Origin of the sequence: Acidaminobacter sp. JC074 (assembly GCF_022496765.1) — a bacterium.
Classification (GTDB): domain Bacteria; phylum Bacillota; class Clostridia; order Peptostreptococcales; family Acidaminobacteraceae; genus JABXKX01.
In genome coordinates this window covers 74,548-95,401 of the sequence record NZ_VANV01000025.1, presented here as the reverse complement: position 1 = coordinate 95,401, position 20,854 = coordinate 74,548, and the positions used below count along the sequence as shown (strand labels likewise).

The 20,854-nt window shown below is 35.6% G+C and carries 21 protein-coding genes; 3 read left to right on the top strand and 18 right to left on the bottom strand.

Annotation, left to right across the window (positions count from 1 at the left end):
* Positions 1-562: 562 nt before the first annotated feature.
* The 5 genes from EZV73_RS23525 to EZV73_RS23505 are packed head-to-tail and all read right to left on the bottom strand — an operon-like array spanning position 563 to position 4,996.
* The gene (locus EZV73_RS23525) at positions 563-1,060 is read right to left on the bottom strand and encodes a hypothetical protein (RefSeq protein WP_240842894.1); all 498 of its coding nucleotides are present in this window, start codon (positions 1,058-1,060) and stop codon (positions 563-565) included.
* Between the two features lie 31 nt (positions 1,061-1,091).
* On the bottom strand, positions 1,092-2,009 hold the full coding sequence (locus EZV73_RS23520) for a dihydroorotate dehydrogenase (RefSeq protein WP_240842893.1): 918 nt from the start codon (positions 2,007-2,009) through the stop codon (positions 1,092-1,094).
* Complete coding sequence (locus EZV73_RS23515) at positions 2,002-2,784, bottom strand: dihydroorotate dehydrogenase electron transfer subunit (RefSeq protein ID WP_240842892.1); 783 nt, start codon at positions 2,782-2,784, stop codon at positions 2,002-2,004. The genes EZV73_RS23520 and EZV73_RS23515 overlap by 8 nt, the downstream gene beginning before the upstream one ends.
* Positions 2,785-2,792: 8 nt before the next feature.
* Entirely contained in the window at positions 2,793-3,722 is a 930-nt protein-coding gene (gene pyrF / locus EZV73_RS23510) for an orotidine-5'-phosphate decarboxylase (protein WP_240842891.1), read from the bottom strand.
* Positions 3,723-3,724: 2 nt separating this feature from the next.
* Positions 3,725-4,996, bottom strand: a complete 1,272-nt coding sequence (locus EZV73_RS23505; protein ID WP_240842890.1) for a dihydroorotase — start codon at positions 4,994-4,996, stop codon at positions 3,725-3,727.
* Between the two features lie 326 nt (positions 4,997-5,322).
* Here EZV73_RS23505 and pyrB point away from each other — a divergent pair, with 326 nt between their 5' ends.
* Together pyrB and EZV73_RS23495 are read left to right on the top strand one after the other, a co-directional pair.
* Positions 5,323-6,267, top strand: coding sequence for an aspartate carbamoyltransferase (gene pyrB, locus EZV73_RS23500; protein ID WP_240842889.1), 945 nt, complete (start codon positions 5,323-5,325; stop codon positions 6,265-6,267).
* Complete coding sequence (locus tag EZV73_RS23495) at positions 6,254-6,688, top strand: aspartate carbamoyltransferase regulatory subunit (protein WP_240842888.1); 435 nt, start codon at positions 6,254-6,256, stop codon at positions 6,686-6,688. The genes pyrB and EZV73_RS23495 overlap by 14 nt, the downstream gene beginning before the upstream one ends.
* A 67-nt stretch (positions 6,689-6,755) precedes the next feature.
* On the opposite strand, the gene EZV73_RS23490 is transcribed toward EZV73_RS23495, so the two are convergent.
* The 5 genes from EZV73_RS23490 to EZV73_RS23470 form a co-directional block, all read right to left on the bottom strand.
* Positions 6,756-8,165 (bottom strand): sodium-dependent transporter, encoded by a 1,410-nt coding sequence (locus EZV73_RS23490; protein ID WP_240842887.1) that lies wholly within the window; start codon positions 8,163-8,165, stop codon positions 6,756-6,758.
* Between the two features lie 347 nt (positions 8,166-8,512).
* Positions 8,513-10,078 carry an NAD(P)/FAD-dependent oxidoreductase gene (locus EZV73_RS23485; RefSeq protein ID WP_240842886.1) on the bottom strand — a complete coding sequence of 522 codons (1,566 nt, stop codon included), beginning with the start codon at positions 10,076-10,078 and terminating at the stop codon, positions 8,513-8,515.
* Between the two features lie 42 nt (positions 10,079-10,120).
* Positions 10,121-10,516: a nucleoside-diphosphate kinase gene (gene ndk, locus EZV73_RS23480; protein ID WP_240842885.1), complete on the bottom strand. Its 396-nt coding sequence runs from the start codon at positions 10,514-10,516 to the stop codon at positions 10,121-10,123.
* A 42-nt stretch (positions 10,517-10,558) separates the two neighbouring features.
* Positions 10,559-10,765 (bottom strand): hypothetical protein, encoded by a 207-nt coding sequence (locus EZV73_RS23475; protein ID WP_240842884.1) that lies wholly within the window; start codon positions 10,763-10,765, stop codon positions 10,559-10,561.
* Complete coding sequence (locus tag EZV73_RS23470; RefSeq protein ID WP_240842883.1) at positions 10,766-12,301, bottom strand: glycosyl hydrolase family 18 protein; 1,536 nt, start codon at positions 12,299-12,301, stop codon at positions 10,766-10,768.
* A gap of 189 nt (positions 12,302-12,490) precedes the next feature.
* Here EZV73_RS23470 and EZV73_RS23465 point away from each other — a divergent pair, with 189 nt between their 5' ends.
* On the top strand, positions 12,491-13,189 hold the full coding sequence (locus EZV73_RS23465; RefSeq protein ID WP_240842882.1) for a CvpA family protein: 699 nt from the start codon (positions 12,491-12,493) through the stop codon (positions 13,187-13,189).
* A 232-nt stretch (positions 13,190-13,421) separates the two neighbouring features.
* On the opposite strand, the gene amrA is transcribed toward EZV73_RS23465, so the two are convergent.
* The 8 genes from amrA to EZV73_RS23425 all read right to left on the bottom strand — a co-directional run bounded on the left by amrA (position 13,422) and on the right by EZV73_RS23425 (position 20,788).
* Positions 13,422-14,822, bottom strand: coding sequence for an AmmeMemoRadiSam system protein A (gene amrA / locus EZV73_RS23460; RefSeq protein WP_240842881.1), 1,401 nt, complete (start codon positions 14,820-14,822; stop codon positions 13,422-13,424).
* A gap of 108 nt (positions 14,823-14,930) precedes the next feature.
* Complete coding sequence (gene rpsI, locus EZV73_RS23455) at positions 14,931-15,326, bottom strand: 30S ribosomal protein S9 (RefSeq protein ID WP_240842880.1); 396 nt, start codon at positions 15,324-15,326, stop codon at positions 14,931-14,933.
* Between the two features lie 12 nt (positions 15,327-15,338).
* The gene (rplM, locus tag EZV73_RS23450) at positions 15,339-15,767 is read right to left on the bottom strand and encodes a 50S ribosomal protein L13 (protein ID WP_240842879.1); all 429 of its coding nucleotides are present in this window, start codon (positions 15,765-15,767) and stop codon (positions 15,339-15,341) included.
* A gap of 120 nt (positions 15,768-15,887) precedes the next feature.
* Entirely contained in the window at positions 15,888-16,625 is a 738-nt protein-coding gene (gene truA / locus EZV73_RS23445; RefSeq protein WP_240842878.1) for a tRNA pseudouridine(38-40) synthase TruA, read from the bottom strand.
* Between the two features lie 7 nt (positions 16,626-16,632).
* Positions 16,633-17,424 (bottom strand): energy-coupling factor transporter transmembrane protein EcfT, encoded by a 792-nt coding sequence (locus EZV73_RS23440; RefSeq protein ID WP_240842877.1) that lies wholly within the window; start codon positions 17,422-17,424, stop codon positions 16,633-16,635.
* Positions 17,425-18,279: an energy-coupling factor transporter ATPase gene (locus tag EZV73_RS23435; protein ID WP_240842876.1), complete on the bottom strand. Its 855-nt coding sequence runs from the start codon at positions 18,277-18,279 to the stop codon at positions 17,425-17,427.
* Positions 18,264-19,091, bottom strand: coding sequence for an energy-coupling factor transporter ATPase (locus EZV73_RS23430; protein ID WP_240842875.1), 828 nt, complete (start codon positions 19,089-19,091; stop codon positions 18,264-18,266). Before EZV73_RS23430 ends, EZV73_RS23435 begins: the two co-directional genes overlap by 16 nt.
* A gap of 113 nt (positions 19,092-19,204) precedes the next feature.
* On the bottom strand, positions 19,205-20,788 hold the full coding sequence (locus EZV73_RS23425; RefSeq protein ID WP_240842874.1) for a methyl-accepting chemotaxis protein: 1,584 nt from the start codon (positions 20,786-20,788) through the stop codon (positions 19,205-19,207).
* Positions 20,789-20,854 lie beyond the last annotated feature (66 nt).

Below are 20,854 nucleotides of genomic sequence, written 5' to 3'. Positions count from 1 at the left end.
GCCACTTGGTTTGAATTTTTTACTTCATTCCTGAAGTTGTTTAATCTCTTTCGAAATCAAACGGAATTTTTGGGCCATTTCTTTCGAAATGGTATGCTTGTATTTTGCTCATACTGTTCAGTTTTCAATGTTCTACATCGCTTGCAGTTACTTAGCTCAGCGACTTTTTAATAATATCATTTCTCTTTCGAAATGTCAAGTAAATTATAAGTTATTTTTTTATAAATTTCTTATTTGTTTTTTCTTACACATTCCGTTAAATCAATGATGATTTCTTGTGCTGTTTCGTAACAGCTTTTATATAATAACAAGTTCAAAGCCGATTGTCAATAACTTTTTCAAATTATTTTCGGCAAGTAATTTGTTACCCAGAAATAACTGTTTCAAACTGTTTTCTTACTCAAACAGCTTCCTAATAATATCATCATATATTAGACAAGTCAACACACTTTTTAATAGTCGCAATATTTCTATTTGCCACAATAAAACAACTATAATCCATAAAAAATTACCTCTATATTATAAGAGGTAATTCTATAGTACCCTGTTTATTTGGGCTAAATCATTTTTCTTTATTTTTTTTGTTTTCTTTTTCAAGAAGCTTATTAATTTTAAATTGCCTTGTTTCTCCTTTATGGATCTTCTTGGCCTCTTCTTCTTTCTTCTGCTTTTCTAAAAGCTTGTTAATCTTTGACTGCCTTGTTTCTCCCTTATGGATCTTCTTGGCTTCTTCTTCTTTCTTTTGCTTCTCTAAAAGCTTGTTAATTTTAGATTGTCGAGTTTCTCCCTTATGAATCGTCTTTGCTTCTTCTTCTTTCTTTTGCTTTTCCAGAAGCTTGTTGATTCTCTTTTGGCGTTCTCTTCCCAACCTAACTGCCTCAGCCTCTTCTTCAGCTTTCTTTGCTTTCTTTTGTTCTTCTACTATTTTATTGATTCTGGCTTGAGTTTCCGCTTTAATTTTAGCAGCTTCAGATTTCTCCTCCTGCTTATTCTTTGCTTTCTTTAACTCATCCAGTTCTTTTTTTATTAGGCTGTCTATTTTATCTTGATATGCGCTCATTCTGCCACCTACATTACTAGTGGCCATATGTTTATCTAATCACTTGTCCTACTAGTTCCTTTATACTCTTAATATTATTCGACTCCATATATAAAGTCAAGTCGTTAAGAACCTTCTCACAGATTGTAGGATCGACAAAGTTTGCAGTACCTATTGAAATGGCATCTGCACCAGCAAGTAGAAACTCTACTGCATCTTCATATTTACTAATACCACCCATTCCTATAATAGGAATGTTCACAACACCAGCAGCTTCATAAACCATTCTTACTGCAACAGGTTTGACAGCTGGGCCAGATAAACCACCGATGCCTCTTGCTAAAATTGGTTTTCTACTATGAATATCTATCACCATACCTGTTAATGTGTTGATCATAGATAAACAATCCGCACCCGCTTCTTCAGCAGCGATGGCAATCTCTTTTATATCTTTAACATTGGGACTAAGTTTTACAATCAAATGTTTGTCACCAGACGCTTTTCTAACTGCCTTTGTAATCTTATGTACCATCTGAGGATCTGTACCAAAAGCAAGACCACCAGCCTTCACATTTGGACATGAAATATTCAGTTCCAAAGAATCAACATCTGCCTTAGATGTAATTTCAGCAATCTCACAGTATTCCTCTATGTTTGTACCATTAATGTTGGCAATGATTTTAGTATCATACTGGCGTAAAAATGGAATTTCATGTTCCATGAAATATTCAATACCTGGGTTTTGTAAACCAACACTGTTTAACATGCCCATTGGTGTTTCAGCTACTCTTGGTGATGGATTACCCATTCGTGGCTTTAGAGTCAACCCCTTAACCATGATACCACCAATCTTATTTAAATCTACATACTCCCCATATTCACGACCGAAGCCAAATGTACCTGAGGCAACTGTAATGGGATTGTTCATAACCAATCCATTTAAGTCTACTTTCAAATCTGGTTTAAACATCAAATACTACCTCACTTCCATAGAATACAGGACCGTCTTTACAAACACGCTTGTTCTTCATCTCACCTTCTTCTTTAATAGCACATGTACATACCAAACATGCACCGATGCCACACGCCATACGTTCTTCCATAAGAAGTTGTGTGATGACATTGTAACGCTCACAAAGTTCCTTTACAGCTTTTAGCATCATATGCGGACCACAAACCAATACCTGGTCAACTGAACCTGATTTTAATCTTTCTTCTAATATATAAGTAACATAACCCTTATGACCTTCAATACCTGATTCAGTTGCAATCTCAATTTCATCTGAAATAGAAGAGAAATCCTCCATATCGAAAGGTTTATCTCTAAATCCTAAAACCACTGGTAGTTTTAAACCCTTTTCTTCTTTTAAGTAGCGGGCAAGTTCCTTTACAGGTGAAATACCAATACCACCTCCGACAATTAAAGACTTATCTGTAATCTCATTTAAGAAGAAACCATTGCCTACTGGTCCTATAACCTCTATGAGATCATTAATTTCTTTATCTAATAGGAGTCTTGTTCCTTCTCCAACTACCTTAACTGTAAACTCAATAGACTTATCTAATACTTTACTAACACTGATTGGTCTCTTTAGCAAAGGATAGCCAGTTCGTGAAGCAGCTAATCCAAAGAATTGTCCCGGATAGATGGCTGGCATATCCTCTGGTTTATCTAACTCGAACTTAAAGATTTCATCATTTAAGACTTCTTTTTTTACTACTTTTAATTGATATGTTTTTTTCATAATCTCTCCTAGAAGTATTTTTTACCTGCAGCAACCAAGGCACTATTGATATCCTCTTTCATTTCTACAACTGCTTGACGAGCGGCAGCCTTATATGCCATATCCTTCTTTAGATATGCAAATATGATGCCTCTTGACGAGTTTACAATAGCACCTAAGCCATCTTCATTAAAGCAATTTACAATATCTTTTCCACTTGCACCTTGAGCACCATAACCAGGTACTAAAAAGTAAGACTTAGGCATAACTTTTCTAAGTAACTCTGCTTCCTGTGGGAAAGTTGCACCTACTACAGCACCAATAGGCGAATAACCACATGACTGAACCGTTTTTTCACTCCATGCATTTACTAGGTCACCTACTCTTTTATAGATCGTTTCATCATCAACAAGTAAGTTTTGAAGCTGTTCTGAACTCTTATTAGAAGTCTTAACCAGCACCCACATACCCTTATCATAAGTTTCAATGTTATCAACAAACTCCTTAAGGCAATCATCACCTAAGTAAGGATTTACCGTAACTGAATCTGAGAAAAATGCTGATACCTTTTCACCGTTAATATCTGTAAGACCAATATGTGCATCTGAGTACGCTTTAGACGTAGAACCGATGTCACCTCTTTTAATATCCGCTATAACATGTAGCCCCTTTTCTTTTGCATAATCACACGCATCTTTATAAGCGATTAAACCTTCAATACCATACTTCTCATAAAAGGCAATCTGTGGTTTAACTGCAGGAACCAAATCCTCAACAGCATCGATAATACCTCTATTAAATTCAATAAAAGAATGTTTGACTGCTTCTAGTGAATTACCGTACTTTTCAAAGTACTTGTTCTTTACTTCCTCAGGAATCTGTTCGATTCTTGGATCTAATCCAACAACAATTGGACTCTGCTTTTCTATAATGTTTTTTACCAGTTTATTAATTGACATGATTACCTCCTAAATACCACTTGTCCGTTTACCAATGTATAATCTACAACACCTTGAACATCAAATCCGTTAAAAGGTGTGTTTTTACCTTTTGAATAAAACTTACTTGAATCTATTGTGTAAGTATTATCTAAATCTATGATCGCTATATCTGCTGTTTTACCTGGAGAAATATCACCAATATCTTTTCTAATGATTTCAGCCGGCTGAACACTCATCAACTCTACCAGTCTCGATAATGAAATTCTACCTGTTTTGACAAGGTAGGTATAAGATAAGGCAAAAGATGTTTCTATACCACTAATACCAAATGCAGCCTTGTCATAAGCAACTTTTTTAGTTGCATCTTCATGAGGTGCATGATCAGTAACGATACAGTCTATATGACCTTCTTCTATGCACTTAAGCATATAGTCTCTATCTTTTCTTGCTCTAATAGGTGGGTTAACTTTAGAATAGGCATCGTCCTTATTAACGATATCATCTGTTAGAATAAAGTGATGCGGACAAATTTCTACGGTTACCTTTACACCAGCTTTTTTGCTCTCAATAATATAATCCATAGATTCCTGAGTACTTACATGACATATATGAAGTCTTGAATCTGCCTCTTTACAAAGTTCTATATCTCTTTTTACAATATTGGATTCAGCTTCATTTGGAATACCTATTAATCCTAAAGTTTTCGATCTCTCACCGTCGTTCATACAACCAAACTTTGCAAGTTCATCGTCTTCTGTGTGCGCCATTAAAACCAAATCTGGTTTTTTTATTTTATGAAAAGCTTCATTCATAAGCGACAAACTTGGTGTCGTTCTGCCATCATCTGAAACCGAAACAATACCAGCTTCTATCATATCGTCCATATCACTTAAGATGTTGCCTGATATGTCTTTTGTAATGGCGCCTGCAATTTCTACTTTTGCATAACCTGCTTTTTTAGCCTGGCTTTGAATCAATTCTACAACTTCTTTAGAATGAATTGCAGGCTTGGTATTTGGCATACATACAACCGTTGTAACGCCTCCAGCAACCGCAGCTTTGGTACCTGTTTCAACAGTTTCCTTATCTTCAAAACCCGGTTCTCTTAAATGTACATGTAAATCTACAAATCCTGGACAAACAATTTTTCCAGACGCATCAATGATTTCATAATCACCTTCAATGTTATCAGCTATGGATGTGACCTTTCCCTCTTCTATCAAAATATCTGTTATTTGATCTAAAGATGTTTTCGGATTGATGACACGTCCATTCTTAATTAGAATTCCCATAATACCTCCTAACAAAAAAACCTTCTTATGGGTATAAGAAGGCAGTGATTTTCTACAAATCATTAAATCTTACCTTCTAAGCATCTCGTACTTATTTAAAGGCTCCTATTGCTCAAACAATATCACAGGGATTTTTTTATGTCAAGTTTTTAATTTTGATTGACATCATTTTTTTCTTGTGTTAATATGGAGCCAATAAAATACATCCCTTTAACTTGACCCGAGAGGTCGAAAAGGTCTAACAATGATATCTTTAGGATAACTAGGTCTTTTCGTGCAGAAAAGACTTTTTTTATTGTAAAGGTAGTATCCATAGGAGGTAATTAATGAATCATCCAAGCTTAAGACATTTGATTGAGCCAGAAGATTTCACAATCGAGGAAATCAAGAAACTGGTATCTCTAGGAGAAGACATGTATAAGAACCCTAGCAAGTACAGCGATATTTGTAAGGGGCAAATCTTAGCATCACTATTCTATGAACCATCTACTAGAACAAAGTTTTCATTTGATTCTGCTATGTTAAGACTAGGCGGCAATCTAGTTGGCTTTGCAGATGCTAATACAAGTTCAGCAAAAAAAGGCGAAAGCATTGCTGATACCATTCGTGTTATGGGATACTATGCAGATATCATTGTCATGAGACATCCTAAAGAAGGCGCACCTAAGTTAGCTTCTATGTATTCAGAAGTACCTGTTATCAATGCAGGTGATGGTGGTCACCAACATCCTACACAAACATTAACAGATTTATTAACTATCCAAGTCTACAAGGGTCAATTAGAAGGTCACACTGTTGCTTTCTGCGGCGACTTAAAATACGGTCGTACTGTTCACTCATTAATCAGAACAATGGCTAGATTCAAAGCTAAGAAATTTATTCTGATTTCACCAGAAGAATTAGAATTACCTTCTTCACTTAAGAGACAACTTCAAGATCAATACGATATCGAAATTCAAGAAGCAAGATACATTGAAGAAGTTGTAGAACAAATAGACATCCTATATATGACAAGAATCCAAAAAGAACGTTTCTTTAATGAAGAAGACTACTTAAAGTTAAAGAACTCATACATTCTAACAAATGACAAATTAGAAAATGCAAAAGAAGATATGATCATCATGCATCCACTACCAAGAGTAAATGAGATTTCATACGAAGTTGACTCAAACAAGAGAGCAGTCTACTTTGAACAATCTAAATTAGGTGTATATGTCAGAATGGCATTGATTTCAAAATTATTGGAGGTGGGTCCATATGCTAGAGGTTAAAGGAATCTTAAACGGTGTGGTATTAGACCATATTAAGGCTGGCAAAGGTTTAGAAGTATTCCATATGCTTGGCTTAGATAAAATAGATGAGGCAGTTGTTCTCTTAATGAACGTTGATAGTAAAGATCTAGGTAAGAAAGATATCATTAAAATCGAAAACAGAGTAGATTTTGACTTCAACATCTTATCTTTAATTGATACACATATTACAGTAAACATCATCAAAGATGATAAGCGTGTACAGAAATTTAAAGTAGAAGTACCTGAAAACATCATTGGCCAAATCAATTGTAAGAACCCTAGATGTATCACAAACTTTGATGATTACATCAAACCTACATTCCACAAGTATGCTGAAAACGAAAAAGTATTAGAATATGTTTGTGAGTTCTGTGAAGAGATAACAAAGTTCAAAAAATAAAAAAATCCTTGGCATTCAGCCAAAGAAAGATATAAAACAAGGCTTCCAATTTGGAAGCCTTTATTTTTTATAGTTTTTTAGATATTGCAGCAAATAATGCGATAATACCAAGACCAATTAACATGATTGGACCTTTACCTGCTTCAAATCCATCTAAGATACCACCAATAGCAACGATTGCGATTACTACAGGAATAACGAATTTAACTAATCCGTACCATAACCCGAATATACCAAACTTAACTTCGCCATTGTTTGTGATTTCATTCTTAAGCTCTTCTTTGTTAAGTCTCCAACCAGCGAATACTGCAAGTAATGCACCACCTACTGCTAAGAAGATCTTATCAGTTAATAAGTCAAATACATCGAATGCACCTGTACCGAATAACATTGGTCCAACACCGCCAAGTGATAATGATGCTAGAACACATAATAGAGCCATAACACCTGAAGAAGCCAATACTGCATTTCTTCTTGTGAATTTTCTTTCATCAATTAAGTATGCAACAACAACCTCTAATAATGATACTGAAGATGTAAGTGCTGCAACTGTTAATGCTATAAAGAATAAACCTGCAAATAAGACACCAACACCACCCATTTCAGCAAATAAATGTGGCACTACAACAAATACTAAACCAGGGCCTGCTGTTGGCTCAATACCAAATGCAAACATTGCTGGGAACATTGCGATACCAGCTAATAAAGCAACACCTGTATCCATACCTGTTACGATAGCAGCATTTGAAACTAAGTTCTCAGATTTCTTTAAGTAAGAACCATATGTGATCATACAACCCATACCAAGCGATAATGAGAAGAAAGCTTGACCTAAAGCCGCTAATATTACTGACATATTAATTGCAGAGAAATCTGGTTTGAATAAGAATTCCATACCAGCTGCTGCGCCAGGTAATGTTAAACCTTTAATTGAGATGATAATTAAAATACCGAATAAGATAGGCATTAAGATTTTACCAGCCTGCTCGATACCAGTTGATACACCTCTAGCAACAATAACAACGTTCATTAATAAGAATGCAAGCATCCATAATAACGGTTGCCATGCGTTTGTGATAAAGCCACCAAAAACGTCACCAATAGCGTCTGGTGCACTTAATAAACCAGTGAAAGTTTTAAATACATAAGCTAGTGCCCATCCACCTACTACTGGATAGAAACCCATGATTAAGAATCCACTAAGTACACCGATAACACCAGCAAATGTCCATCTCTTGTCAACAGACTTGAATGCACCTACTGCTGCTAAATTTTTTCTTCGACCTACAGCAAATTCTGTAAGCATGATACTGAAGCCAATAAATACTACAAAGATTAAATAAATCAGTACAAATGCTCCACCACCATTAGAACCCGCTGTGTATGGGAATTTCCAAATGTTACCTAAACCTACAGCAGAACCTGCGGCAGCCATGATAAATCCGAGTCTGGATCCCCAACTGTCTCTTTTTTCCATAATAAGCCTCCCCTTAAAAATAAAATAATTGCTTTTTTGTAACAACTGCTTAATTATACACGACTTCTACCTATAAAAAAATACCCATTCCGGTTTTTATAAAAAAACTTTTCATGCATACTTTAATTTCGACCCCTCAAAATTATTATTGATAAAAGTTTATCAAACAGTTATTCCAACATTAGCGTAATTCGCTAAATTTTCTGACAATTCTTACATAACATAATATCATAAGTCAAAAAGAAATTCTACAAAAAATGTAGAATTTCAAAAAAAAATTTAAAAATGTGTATTTTTATGTATTTTGCTTCACATTCCGAATAATTATGCAACGTTTTTTGTAATGTCTATACATTTGCGACTATTTCTGCAATTCTAATACCGTCTATCGCAGACGAAACAATACCACCGGCATAACCAGCACCTTCTCCAACAGGATACAAACCCTTAAAGTTACTTTCCATAGATTCTCTGTTTCTAATCATCCTAATAGGGGCAGAAGATCTAGACTCTATGGCCGTTAAAACAGCTTGTCCATCATCAAAACCTTTTATCTTCTTTCCAAAATCCTTTATACCTTCTCTTAGAGCTTCTGTAACAAAAGTCGGCAAACACTTATCTATAGAAGTCATTAAAACCTTTGGTCTATAACTTGGCTGAATCGATGTTATGGCGTTTTGGCCCTGACTTAAAAAGGACCCTACAGTCTCTGAAGGCGCTGTGTAATCTTTTCCGCCTAAATCAAATGCTAAACGTTCATATTTTCTTTGGAATTCAACACCTGCTAATGGATGATCAGAACCAAAGTCCTCTGGCTTAACCTGAACCAATAGAGCACCATTGATATTCTTCTGATCTCTGGCATGTTCACTCATACCATTAACAACCAGTCCTCCCTCTTCAGAAGAAGAGGCAACAACCATACCACCAGGACAAACACAAAATGAATAAACACTTCTGCCATTAGATGCCTGATAAGTCAGCTTGTAGTCTGATGCACCTAAAAAGCGCCTATGTTTTAAATCACCATACTGATTCTCATCTATTGTTGTCTGGTGATGTTCAATCCTTACTCCCATAGCAAAAGGCTTTTGTTCAATGTCCAAACCCATTTCATAAAGTTTTTCATAAGTGTCTCTTGCTGAGTGGCCTACTGCCAAGATTACATGCTGGCAATTAAACTTACGACCATCGTCAAGCACAACACCTTTAATCTTATCATCCTCTATCATAAAGTCTTCAACTTTGGCATTGAAGTAAACTTGACCACCTTTTTCAAGAATATACTCTCTCATGCTTTTCACAACATCCTTTAATATGTCCGTCCCTACATGGGGTTTGTTCATATAAAGAATTTCTTCAGGTGCACCGTGTTTAACCAAAACCTCCATAACCTTCTTTGATCTAGGATCCTTTGAACGTGTTGTTAATTTACCATCAGAAAAAGTACCAGCCCCACCTTCACCAAATTGAACATTGGAGTTGGGATTCAATATGCCTTCTCTCCAAAAGTTCTGAACAGTGAGTGTTCTTTCATCGACTGCTTCACCTCTTTCAAGAACAATAGGCTTAAGTCCAAGTTCTGAAAGTATATATGCTGAGAAAAGTCCTGCTGGTCCCATGCCCACGACAATAGGTGAGGGCTTATCCTTGACTGCCGGATAAACATAGGCCATACTTTTTACTAAAGAAAGCTTCTTATTCTTCTTCAAGACCTGCTTTTCATTTCTCACATCTATTTCAACCGAGCAATTGTAAAAGACATTGGGTCTTTTTCTTGCATCTAAAGAGCGCTTAACCATTTTATAGCCCAGTAAATCATTTTCATGAATCCTAATCTTTTTACAGATTTCTTTTTTTAGAGTCTCATCATTATAATCAATGTTTAACCTTAATTGATCTAACCTAATCATTCTACCATCCTTGTTTCTACAAAAGTAAAAGCCCCTCGGGGCTTAAAACCAAATACTCAATTCTCTTTTAGCATCCTCTAAGTCTGCTGATCCATGTACAACATTTCGTTGTACACTTTCACCATATATATACCGTATTGTACACGGTCTTGCCTTAGAAGGATTTGTTGCCCCATTAATTTCTCGCACCAGAGAAACTGCCTTGTCTCCCTGAATTTCAACTACCACAACTTCATCTTCTAACATAAACTCAACCAACGAAGGATAAAAATCTCTATGAATATGTTCTTCGTAATGTTTTGCCAAAAGTTCCTTATTGAGATGCTTCTTATACAGGCGACAAATGCTTAATCCGTTTTCCTCATAAATGCTAAGTATTTTTCCAATCAAACCACGCTTAACAGCATCAGGTTTGATAAGTACCAATGTTTTTTCCATAATTATCCCTCCTTGTTCATCTTATGCCCAAAGAGTTGTTAATTATTCATCTTCTGAGTCTTTTTCTAAATAATATTCATTAATCGAAATCATGCCTAGTTCTCTGGCTCTTTCAATTATCTCAGCATCGCTAGGCTCTTTCATGCTATGGTCTTCAATGGTCATTTGTATAAGACCATAAAAGAACAAAGATAAGCCTATCACCAGCAAAACGCCATAACGATAAATTCTTTTCATATTGATGTACATTTACTCACTCTTTTCCAATGAATTCTCAAGTACCTGCCATATCGATTCTAGTTCATAACCTCTTCGCCATGCAGCGATGCCCTTTAGGCCATACTTATGAACCATCTCAACTTTATACTGTAAGCTTTCTGCATCCTCTATCCAAATCTTTTTAACAGCATTGTCTTTAGGATCAATAAAAGAGATATAATTCTGAGCTGCATTTTCATCCCATAAAATATTATAGTCTCCTGATGATAAGATACTTTCCATCTTATGCATGGTTATGGCATCTGATGTCACCTTCATTCTATTGACTTGGTCAGGATGTGGTCTTTCAAACCAAACTCTCATATAAAAGGGAATACCCATTATCAGCTTATCAGAATCAACCATCTGAGTCAAAGTAGCAAAGTTCTTATCCAGCCAATTGAGTGATGCCACAGACCCACTCACCGGCGATGAACCCCAGTGCTCGTCATAAGACATAACAACCATGTAATCCAGCCACTGACCTAACTCATAATGGTCATAACACTTAGACCAATTGTCTGAGCCACCAGGAAATGTCACATCCATGGAAACCAAGATACCTTTCTGATGAAAGGCTGCTGTCAGTTCGGCAATAAATTGACTGAGCTTGTCTTTATCCGCCTTATATATGTTTTCAAAATCTATGTTGATCCCTTCAAAACCGTTGTCTACATATAAGTTGAGAAGTTTGTCGATCAGTGTTTTTCTAAGAACAGAGTCATTCACTATGATACTGGTCATATCTGGATCAAAACTATTTGTGACAGCTGGCCAAAGTTCTAAGTTTTCACTTCTGGCCCATTCAATGTAATCATCTTGCTTTTTAGAGCTCAAACTCGCAGTCTCATCTGTCACCTCATACCAAACTGGTGATATGACATCTAATCCCTGCATGCTGTACAAAGAAGAAACATCTGTTTTTCTGCTGTAAACAGCTTCCCATGTCATAGTAATTTTTTCAGGTAAAGCATTTCTTTTTTCATCGATTATTTCTTTTATAAGGTATGTTTTAGAACCATCAGAGTTAAAGTCTAAGGTCAACTGATACAGAGGATCTTTCATAATAAAATATTCCACTTGAAACTGCTTTACAAGCTCTTCGATTGAAATGTATAAACCATCTAACTTCTTTATAATAAAAGTATTTGCCTCAGCTTGACCATCATTGATGGTCATGGTATCCGCATTAAAGTCCACTCTTATAATTTGATCTTCATATACCAGTACAAACTTATTGTTATCCTCATCATAGTCGTAGATCAATCTGTTAACATCATCTAAATAAGATAAAAGAATCAGTTTGTCTTCTTCTATATATGTCACTTCTTCTTCAGACAGTTCAAGTGTTTGATTAGAAGATAAACTCTTGATATATAATTCAGGTTTAGGTTCAATGACTTCTATCACTTCTCTAGGCTCCTCCACAGTTTCAATGTCATTTTCTGCTGGTTTATTAAACAAAAAAAATACACCTAAGCTTAGAAGGACAACCAGTAGTACTATTATTATCCACAATCTTTTCATATAAATTCTCCCTAAAGTCATTATATTATAGATGCCTCTTAAAGTCATATATATGACGTAATTTAATTATGATTTAATCTATTAGGAATTGATTAGAAAAACACATTTTAAGAAAATAAATCTAAAGGTCTGTGTTATAATAAAGTCAAGAAAGGAGTCTATGCTGGCATGACAGTATAAATACATTTTATGAACTATTTAGATTATATGATTATATGCGTCATTGTAATTTATGGACTTTGGGGATTTGCCAAAGGACTGAAAAAATTAGTATTTGACTTTATTGGCTATGCCCTGGCATTTGCAGCAGCAAAATACTTAAGTCCTTACCTGACGGATTTTATCAGTGAGACAGCTTTTTATAATAACATACAAAATGGTATATATGATACCTTCTCCAGAATCAGTCCAACCATTACTCATTCTTTGGACACACTTAAAATACCATCAAATATAAATGATATTTTTGTAAGTGAACCTGGCCTTAGAGATGTGTTCTCTACTTTTCCAGGTCTTAAAGAAACACTAAACAACAATATTATTGCTCTCAGCGGCAAACCTTTTTTAGATACAATGACCCTATACCTTATAGGTATATTAAGCATTCTCTTGATTTTTATTGTTGTAAAGGTAGTCTTCTCAGTCATCATTTCTGTTACTGTTTTACAGTACGATCCTTATCCTTTGGCTCTAACCAATAGGATTTTAGGTTTCACAATCGGCATATTCACTTCAATATGCATCATAGCTTTAACTTTACAACTGTTAGAAGCATATTCTATTACCATATCTCCAGTAATTGCAGAAACAATCACCGATTCCAAATATGGTCATATTTTTACTTCTATACCAATCCTTCAATGGATTGAAAATATCATTCCAAAATAAAAAATTTGGCTAGGTCCAACTTTTTCACATTTTTTGTGGATAACTTTTCATCATCTCTTAAATTATAAACACCTGTTATGCAACTATTCATAACACTTTTCAACATTTTCATAGCTTATCCACATCTCAAACTGCATATGTGTATAAGTTTTTAGCCTTTCATCGACAACTTATGCACTGTAAAGAAAAAGTTATACACAGTTTTATGCACTTATACACATAGAGTTCACAGTTAATAGTATCTAACAACTTCAAAGCGTTCTAGTTCATAAGCTTCGCTTTCACTAATTGATCCTTTTTGCATGGCGATACGCACCTGCTCATCAACTGTATCAATACCTTCAAGGTTTGGTAGTAGTAAACCTCTCTTATAACCTGAAGTAACGATAACACCATACTTAGTAACATCAAGTTCATCCTTGCTAGTAATCTTCTCTGGTTCCAAAAGAACATCCACAGATATATCAATATCCTCAAGCTCTTCCTTTTCCAAGCTAGGAAATCTCGGATCTTCAAAGGCAGCCTTTACTGCATTTGAAACAATTTCAAGTGCAACATTGTCTTGTGTTGGCCCTATAGTACCAATACAACCTCTTAAGGCACCATGCTTCTTTAAAGAAACAAAAGTCCCAGCTTTCGCCTCAAACATTTCTGCTGGCAGACTGTCAAACATGATATCATCTCTGAGACCTAAAAACTGCTCGATGGCTCTTCTTGCCAGTTTAACAAAATGGCTTTCTTTTGAAAGTTTAGCAGACTGGTGTGACTGATAGGCGTCCATAATCTTATCACTGAACAAACGTATTTGATCTTCATGTAAGTTCTCAAATCCCATAGCCAAATAGCCAACACCAAAAGGCCCATCATAGCCATAAACTTTGGCATCATAATCATAGCCGTCCAAAGCACCCAACATAATATCAATTGACCTCTTACCACATTCTCCTGCTTCCTTCTGCAGTTTCTCATCAAAAAACATAGCAGATAGAATATCCTTATCCTCTAGTATCTGACGGATTTTCTGGTCAAAGATTGGTCCAGATGGATGATAGTTATAAGGACCTTCTTCTTTAAGGCAATGAGACATATCACCACTGGCGATCACTACAGTCGATCTGCCGCTAGCACGGATGACATTTTGAATACAGCGTCCAAACTCATAAAGCTTATGACTTGAGAATAAGCCATAAGTAATATGAACCAGTTTGTAGCTTCTATAATACTTATCTACGAAATGAAGCGGCACCAAAACACCATGGTCTAATTTTTTTGAAATATTAAAGTATGAAGCATTTTCATCGTTTAACTTGAGACATGGAATATCAATTTTGCCACTTTCAAATATAATCTGATCAACCATCTCTAGATCATTCTTCTTCTTACAGTCTATAGAGCCATAACCGAACTTGGATAGGTCCCCCTTTAAAATCTCATCATAACCAATGGCAATACCATCACTAAAAACAGGTCCATGTGGTGTAATAACCAAGATGGTATCTGGTTGGAGCTCTTTGATCTGTTGACCAATTTGATCCAAGCCATCAATCAATCCCTGACAGTCTTTTTCTGCACCTTTACCAATCTCCGGAATGATGATCGGTGGATGCGGCATTAAAAACGTACCTTTTATCATAATTTCACCCTCTTAATTTATTCAACTTCCTTACCCTTATCTTATCACTTTTTGCATCAAAAAGAAAAAAATCCTCGAAACAAATGTTCCAAGGATTTGATAAGCATATTATCTCTTTGAGAATTGAGGTGATCTTCTTGCTTTCTTAAGACCGTATTTCTTTCTTTCCTTCATTCTTGGGTCTCTAGTTAAGAAACCAGCAGCTTTTAAAGTTGCTCTGTGAGCATCTGAATCAGCTTCTAATAAAGCTCTAGAAATACCATGTCTAACAGCACCAGCTTGACCTGTGTAACCGCCACCTTCAACTTTAATGATAACGTCGAATTTACCTTCAGTCTTAGTCATCATTAATGGTCTTCTAACTTCTCTTCTTAAAGTTTCATAGTCAAAGTATTGATCTAAAGTTTGACCATTAACAGTAATTGTACCTGAACCAGGAATTAATCTTACTCTGGCAACAGCTTTTTTTCTTCTACCTGTACCACGGTATTGTACTAAACTCATTTAATTTCCTCCTTAAAATTCAAGCACTTCTGGCTTTTGAGCAGCATGGTTGTGCTCTGGACCAGCGTAAACTTTTAATTTCGTGTACATTTGTCTACCAAGAGAGTTCTTTGGTAACATACCCTTTACAGCCTTCTCGATGATTCTTTCAGGGTGCTTAGCAAGCATTTCCTTGTAAGATCTCTCTCTTAAACCACCCATGTAACCTGTGTGGTGTCTGTAAACCTTTTGGTTCTCTTTGTTTCCAGTTAACTTGATTTTCTCAGCGTTAACTACAATAATGTAATCGCCACAGTCAACATGTGGTGTGTAGATTGGCTTGTGCTTGCCTCTTAATCTTGAAGCAATCTCAGTTGATAATCTACCCAATGTTTTATCTGTCGCATCTACTACATACCATTTTCTTTCAATTTCTAATGGCTTCGCTACGTAAGACTTCATAACATTTTCCTCCTGATTATTTAGTAAAAAATTTTTATTTAAAATCCCTTAGGGACTTTTAATCGCAAATAACATATATATTATAATGGTATCACTAGTTAAAGTCAAGGATTATTTCCTTTAATTATAATAAACTTCCTTTAGGTACAAACCCGCTGCTGGAGCGACTTTGGAAGTATAGGCCCTAGTCGGATTTTCTAACAGTTCCTCAGTCTTGTCTAGGGGAATCCTAGATTGACCAACTTCTAATAAATAAGCCGCCAATAACCGGACCATTTTGTATAAGAAACCATCACCTGTGAAAGTAAACTCCAGCATATTGCCGCTTCTTTTCAGGTCAATTGCATGTATGGTCCTGACTGGATTTTGCGCAGAAGATCCAGAAGCCATAAAACTCGAAAAATCATGTTTACCAATCAGCTTCTCCATTGCTCTTCTGATTAAATCATCATCTAGGTCATAAGGATAATGGTATGAATAATTGGCTAAAAAAACGTCTCTTTCTTTTGAGTTCTTAATCTTATAGACATAGGTCTTACCAATTGCAGAGTATCTGGCATGAAAATCTGCATCAGCAAAGTCTAAATCAACAATTCGAACATCACTTGGCAAGAAATTGTTCATGGCTCTTTTTAAGCTTTCTAGCGGCATAGGCAAATCACAGCCAAAAGTCGCGACTTGACCATAAGCATGAACACCTGCATCCGTCCTGCCTGCGCCATCAATTTCAATATCTTTCTTTAATATTTTAGAAAGTACCCTTTCTATGACGCCCTGTATACTTCTAGACTTGGTCTGTCTTTGCCAGCCATAAAAATGTGTACCATCATATTCTATGATCATCTTTATAATATCCAAATCACACCTACATAAATACAATGACAGATACAAAATACAAACCTGATACCAAGATGGCAAAAAAGTCATTGGTCTTGTATTTTAAAACATTGAGTCTTGTTCTACCTTCACCGCCACGGTAACATCTTGCTTCCATGGCCATGGCCAGTTCATCAGCCCTTCTAAAAGCTGATATAAAAAGTGGTACCAGAAGTGGAATCATATTCTTTGCTCTTGTAAAAATATTGCCACTTTCAAAGTCTGCCCCTCTGGCCATTTGTGCCTTCATGATTTTATCTGCTTCTGTGATTAAAGTTGGAATAAATCTGAGTGCAATTGTCATCATCATTGCCAGCTCGTGCGCTGGAAACTTAATCTTCTTCAATGGATCTAGAAGTCTTTCAATACCATCTGTTAAAGCCATAGGTGATGTCGTTAAAGTCACCATGGACGATGTGATGATCAAGAAGGTGAATCTAAAGAAGGTCATAATAGCTCGATTCAGCCCTTCATAGGTTATCTTTAAAAAGAAGTCTGGAAAAACCAGTTCTCCCGGCGTTAAAAATATATTGATGGAAACAGCTATGATGATAAAAAGCATTATCGGTCTTAAACCTTTTAAAATGAACTTAAGTGGTACTTTTGACATAAATATAACAAATGTTAAGAATGCAAAAGCGACTAAGTAACCCCATAAGGGTGTAATCAAAAATAAGGCAATAATCATAAAAAGCGATCCAATAAGCTTGGTACGAGGATCCAGTTTATGAATGACAGATTCAGTTGGATAATGCTGACCTATTGTTATGTCTCGTAGCATTTACTTCTCCCTTAACTGCTGTAAAATAGCATTTTTTATTTCTTCAAATGTAATCAAAGAATCATCAATAGAGAATCCTTTTTCATTTAGCTTGTAAACAAGCTTTGTTAACTCCGGTACATCTAACCCTATAGATTGAAGATGTTCAGAATGTTTAAAGACTTGTCTAGGCACATCGTCATAAACAATTTTACTCTTATGCATGACGACCAGTCTATCTGCAAGTCGTGCCACATCTTCCATACTGTGGGTTACAAATATAATGGTCATATTCTCTTTCTGATGTAGTTCATGAATATGACATAAAAGTTCGTCTCTAGATTTTGGATCCAGTCCTGCTGTCGGTTCGTCCAGTATCAAAACCTTTGGCTTCATGGCTAAAACACCTGCAATGGCAACCTTTCTCTTTTGGCCACCCGAAAGTTCAAATGGTGCTTTTTCTCCAATTTCTTCGACATCGAGACCTACACTTTTCAAAGACTCACTCACCAGTTCATCGATTTCACTTGCAGGAATACCTATATTACCAGGTCCAAAGGCAACGTCTTTTTTAACGGTCTCTTCAAAGAGTTGATACTCGGGATATTGAAAAACCAAGCCTACTTTTTTTCTTAAGTCTCTTAGGTTTTGCTTTTCCTTGGTAATGGTAATGCCTTCTATTTCAATGCTGCCACTCGAGGGTTTTAACAAACCATTCAAGTGCTGCATCAATGTAGATTTACCCGATCCTGTATGGCCGATAAGACCAATGATTTCACCATCATTTATGTTTAAATTGATATCTTCAAGCGCCATCAATTCATAAGGTGTGCCTGGATCATATACATGTCTTAAATCTTTTATTTTAATTGACATAAACTGTCCACCATTTCATCAATACTAATAATATCTTTTTTGATATTAATGCCTTCTTTTTCAAGTGCCACAGCCAAAGAGGTCACTTGTGGTACATCAAGACCAATTTCCTTCATCTTGTCTACATTTGAAAAAACCTCTCTTGGTGTACCTGATAATTCAATTTTACCATTGTCAATAACAACAATTTTATCAGCATCAATGGCTTCATTCATAAAGTGGGTAATTAAAACCACGGTCATTTTTTCTTCTTTATTTAAACGTTTGATGATTTTTAGAACTTCTGCTCTTCCAGAAGGATCAAGCATAGCTGTTGGTTCATCTAATATGATACACTTAGGTTTCATGGCCAAAACACCAGCAATGGCAATTCTTTGCTTTTGTCCACCAGATAACATATGAGGTGGTCTTTTATGATAGTCATCCATATCAACAATCTTTAAAACATCGTCAACACGCTTTCTAATCTCATCACTTTTAACACCTAAGTTTTCAGGTCCAAAAGCCACATCTTCTTCAACAATGGTGGCAACAATCTGATTGTCAGGATTCTGAAAAATAAGACCGGCATACTCTCTTATATCCCAAATATTTTTTTCTTCTTTGGTATTGAGATTGTTGATTAATAAGTCCCCTGATTTAGGTTGCAAGATCGCATTTGCCAGTTTGGCAAAGGTCGATTTACCTGACCCATTATGGCCCATAATCACAACAAATTCTCCATCTTTTACATGGATATTAAAATCTTCTAATACTGACGTAATACTGTCTTGTCGTATATATTCAAAACTTAAATGATTAGCTTTTATCATATTTTCACCTACTTTTAGTCATCATTTTATTATACATTTTTTTATCTGCTTTAACAACTTGGAATGAAAACTTTAAAGATTGTTAATACATAAAAACTCCATCGATGATGGAGTTAATCTTTCTTCAATGAAAATGTGTATTCAGCTGTCATTAGATACTTCTTATCCTTGCTTTTTCTAGCACAGAATCTTGCGTAATACCCGTCTAGTCTAGGCACAATTGGTGTGTAAAATAGACCAGTATCACCACTTTCAAAGTAATCCTTATAAGGTGGATATATTTCAAAGAGATTCAGACCCACGCTGGCTTCTTCGGTTGCAATGATGACCTCACCTTTAGAGTTGAGTATTTGGAACTCATCTATATTGTATGCATTCTTATATTTAATAGCACTTTCTAAATCTTTGATCTCATCAAAAGACTGGTTCAAGTCTTCTAAATTTTTCTTTAATATTTTATCAGTTGTATTATGGGCAATGTAGTTATAAAACTCATCCGATACCTTAAGCAGCTTATCAGCTGCACTTGAAACAACTTCTAAGCTGTTTTCAACTGAGGACATTTCACCTACTGATCTTTTTGAAACATCGAGTGTCTCAGATGCATCTCTATAAATCAGCTCTGTGTCTTTTACAACTTCAATCATATTGCTTTCAAGAGCACTTAACTCATCATAGGCTTTAGAAACCTCTAAATCAGTAGACTCAGAGTTTTTCTTAATATCACCAAACATCTCTCTAGAGACTTTGGCCTTATCAAGCGAAAGTTCACTGTAGGATTTAGACTTGTCTATTTCTACTTTGCTATTTTCTACTAGCAACAAAATTTCATCCACTATATCATGGATATCCTTTAAGGCTTCTTCAGTGCCTACAGACAGTTTTCTGATTTCTTCTGCTACAACGGCAAAGCCTCTACCGGCTTCACCTGCTCTTGCACTTTCAATGGATGCATTTAATGCAAGTAAATTGGTTTGACTGGCAATACTTTCAATAACCTGGGTAATCTGGTCAATGGCTTGAGACTTTTCACCTAAGTTTTCTACCAGAGAAGCCATTTCATCCACAGACATTTTTACACTTGTAAATGCATTAACCGCTTCACCAACAACACCCCTAGCCTGGTCTGAAACGTTTTTAGATGAATCCGAGGATTCATTGGCAATCTTAACACGGTCCTCAACATTTTTTACAAAGGCATTGGCTGATTTTATTTTGCTGTTAGAAGCACTGATTAAGTGGGTTAAGCTTGTGTTCTTTTCAAGCACATGAGACAAGTCTAATGAAATACCTTTCATTTTTTCATGATTTTCTTCTATAAAACGTTTGAGTTCGTCAATCAAGTCGTTTGTGTTAATAGATGTAATGATCATTTGCTCAAACATTTTGGCCTGGTTATCTGCTAGTCCAAGTAATAAGTCATTTTGGACTGCATAGGTCTTGATCATTGACTGATCAGGTTTTATCTTAAACTGACCTTCTATCATATCCCTAAGATGGTCATTTATCTTCTTCTGTGGTCTTAACACTGTAAGGTATAAAGTAATAAAACCACTCATAAAGAAAATCAGCCCCACAATTAAGGTCCATAAGACTTGATTTTCAAAAGGCATCAGCAGACTTATGACCACCAACAAACCTGTAACTATAATAAAGCATAATGAATATATGCTGCTAATTGAAACTTTCTTACTCATAAAAATCTCCCTTCAAACACAATCATATCATGTTCAAAGGGAAATATATTACATTTTTATTCACAC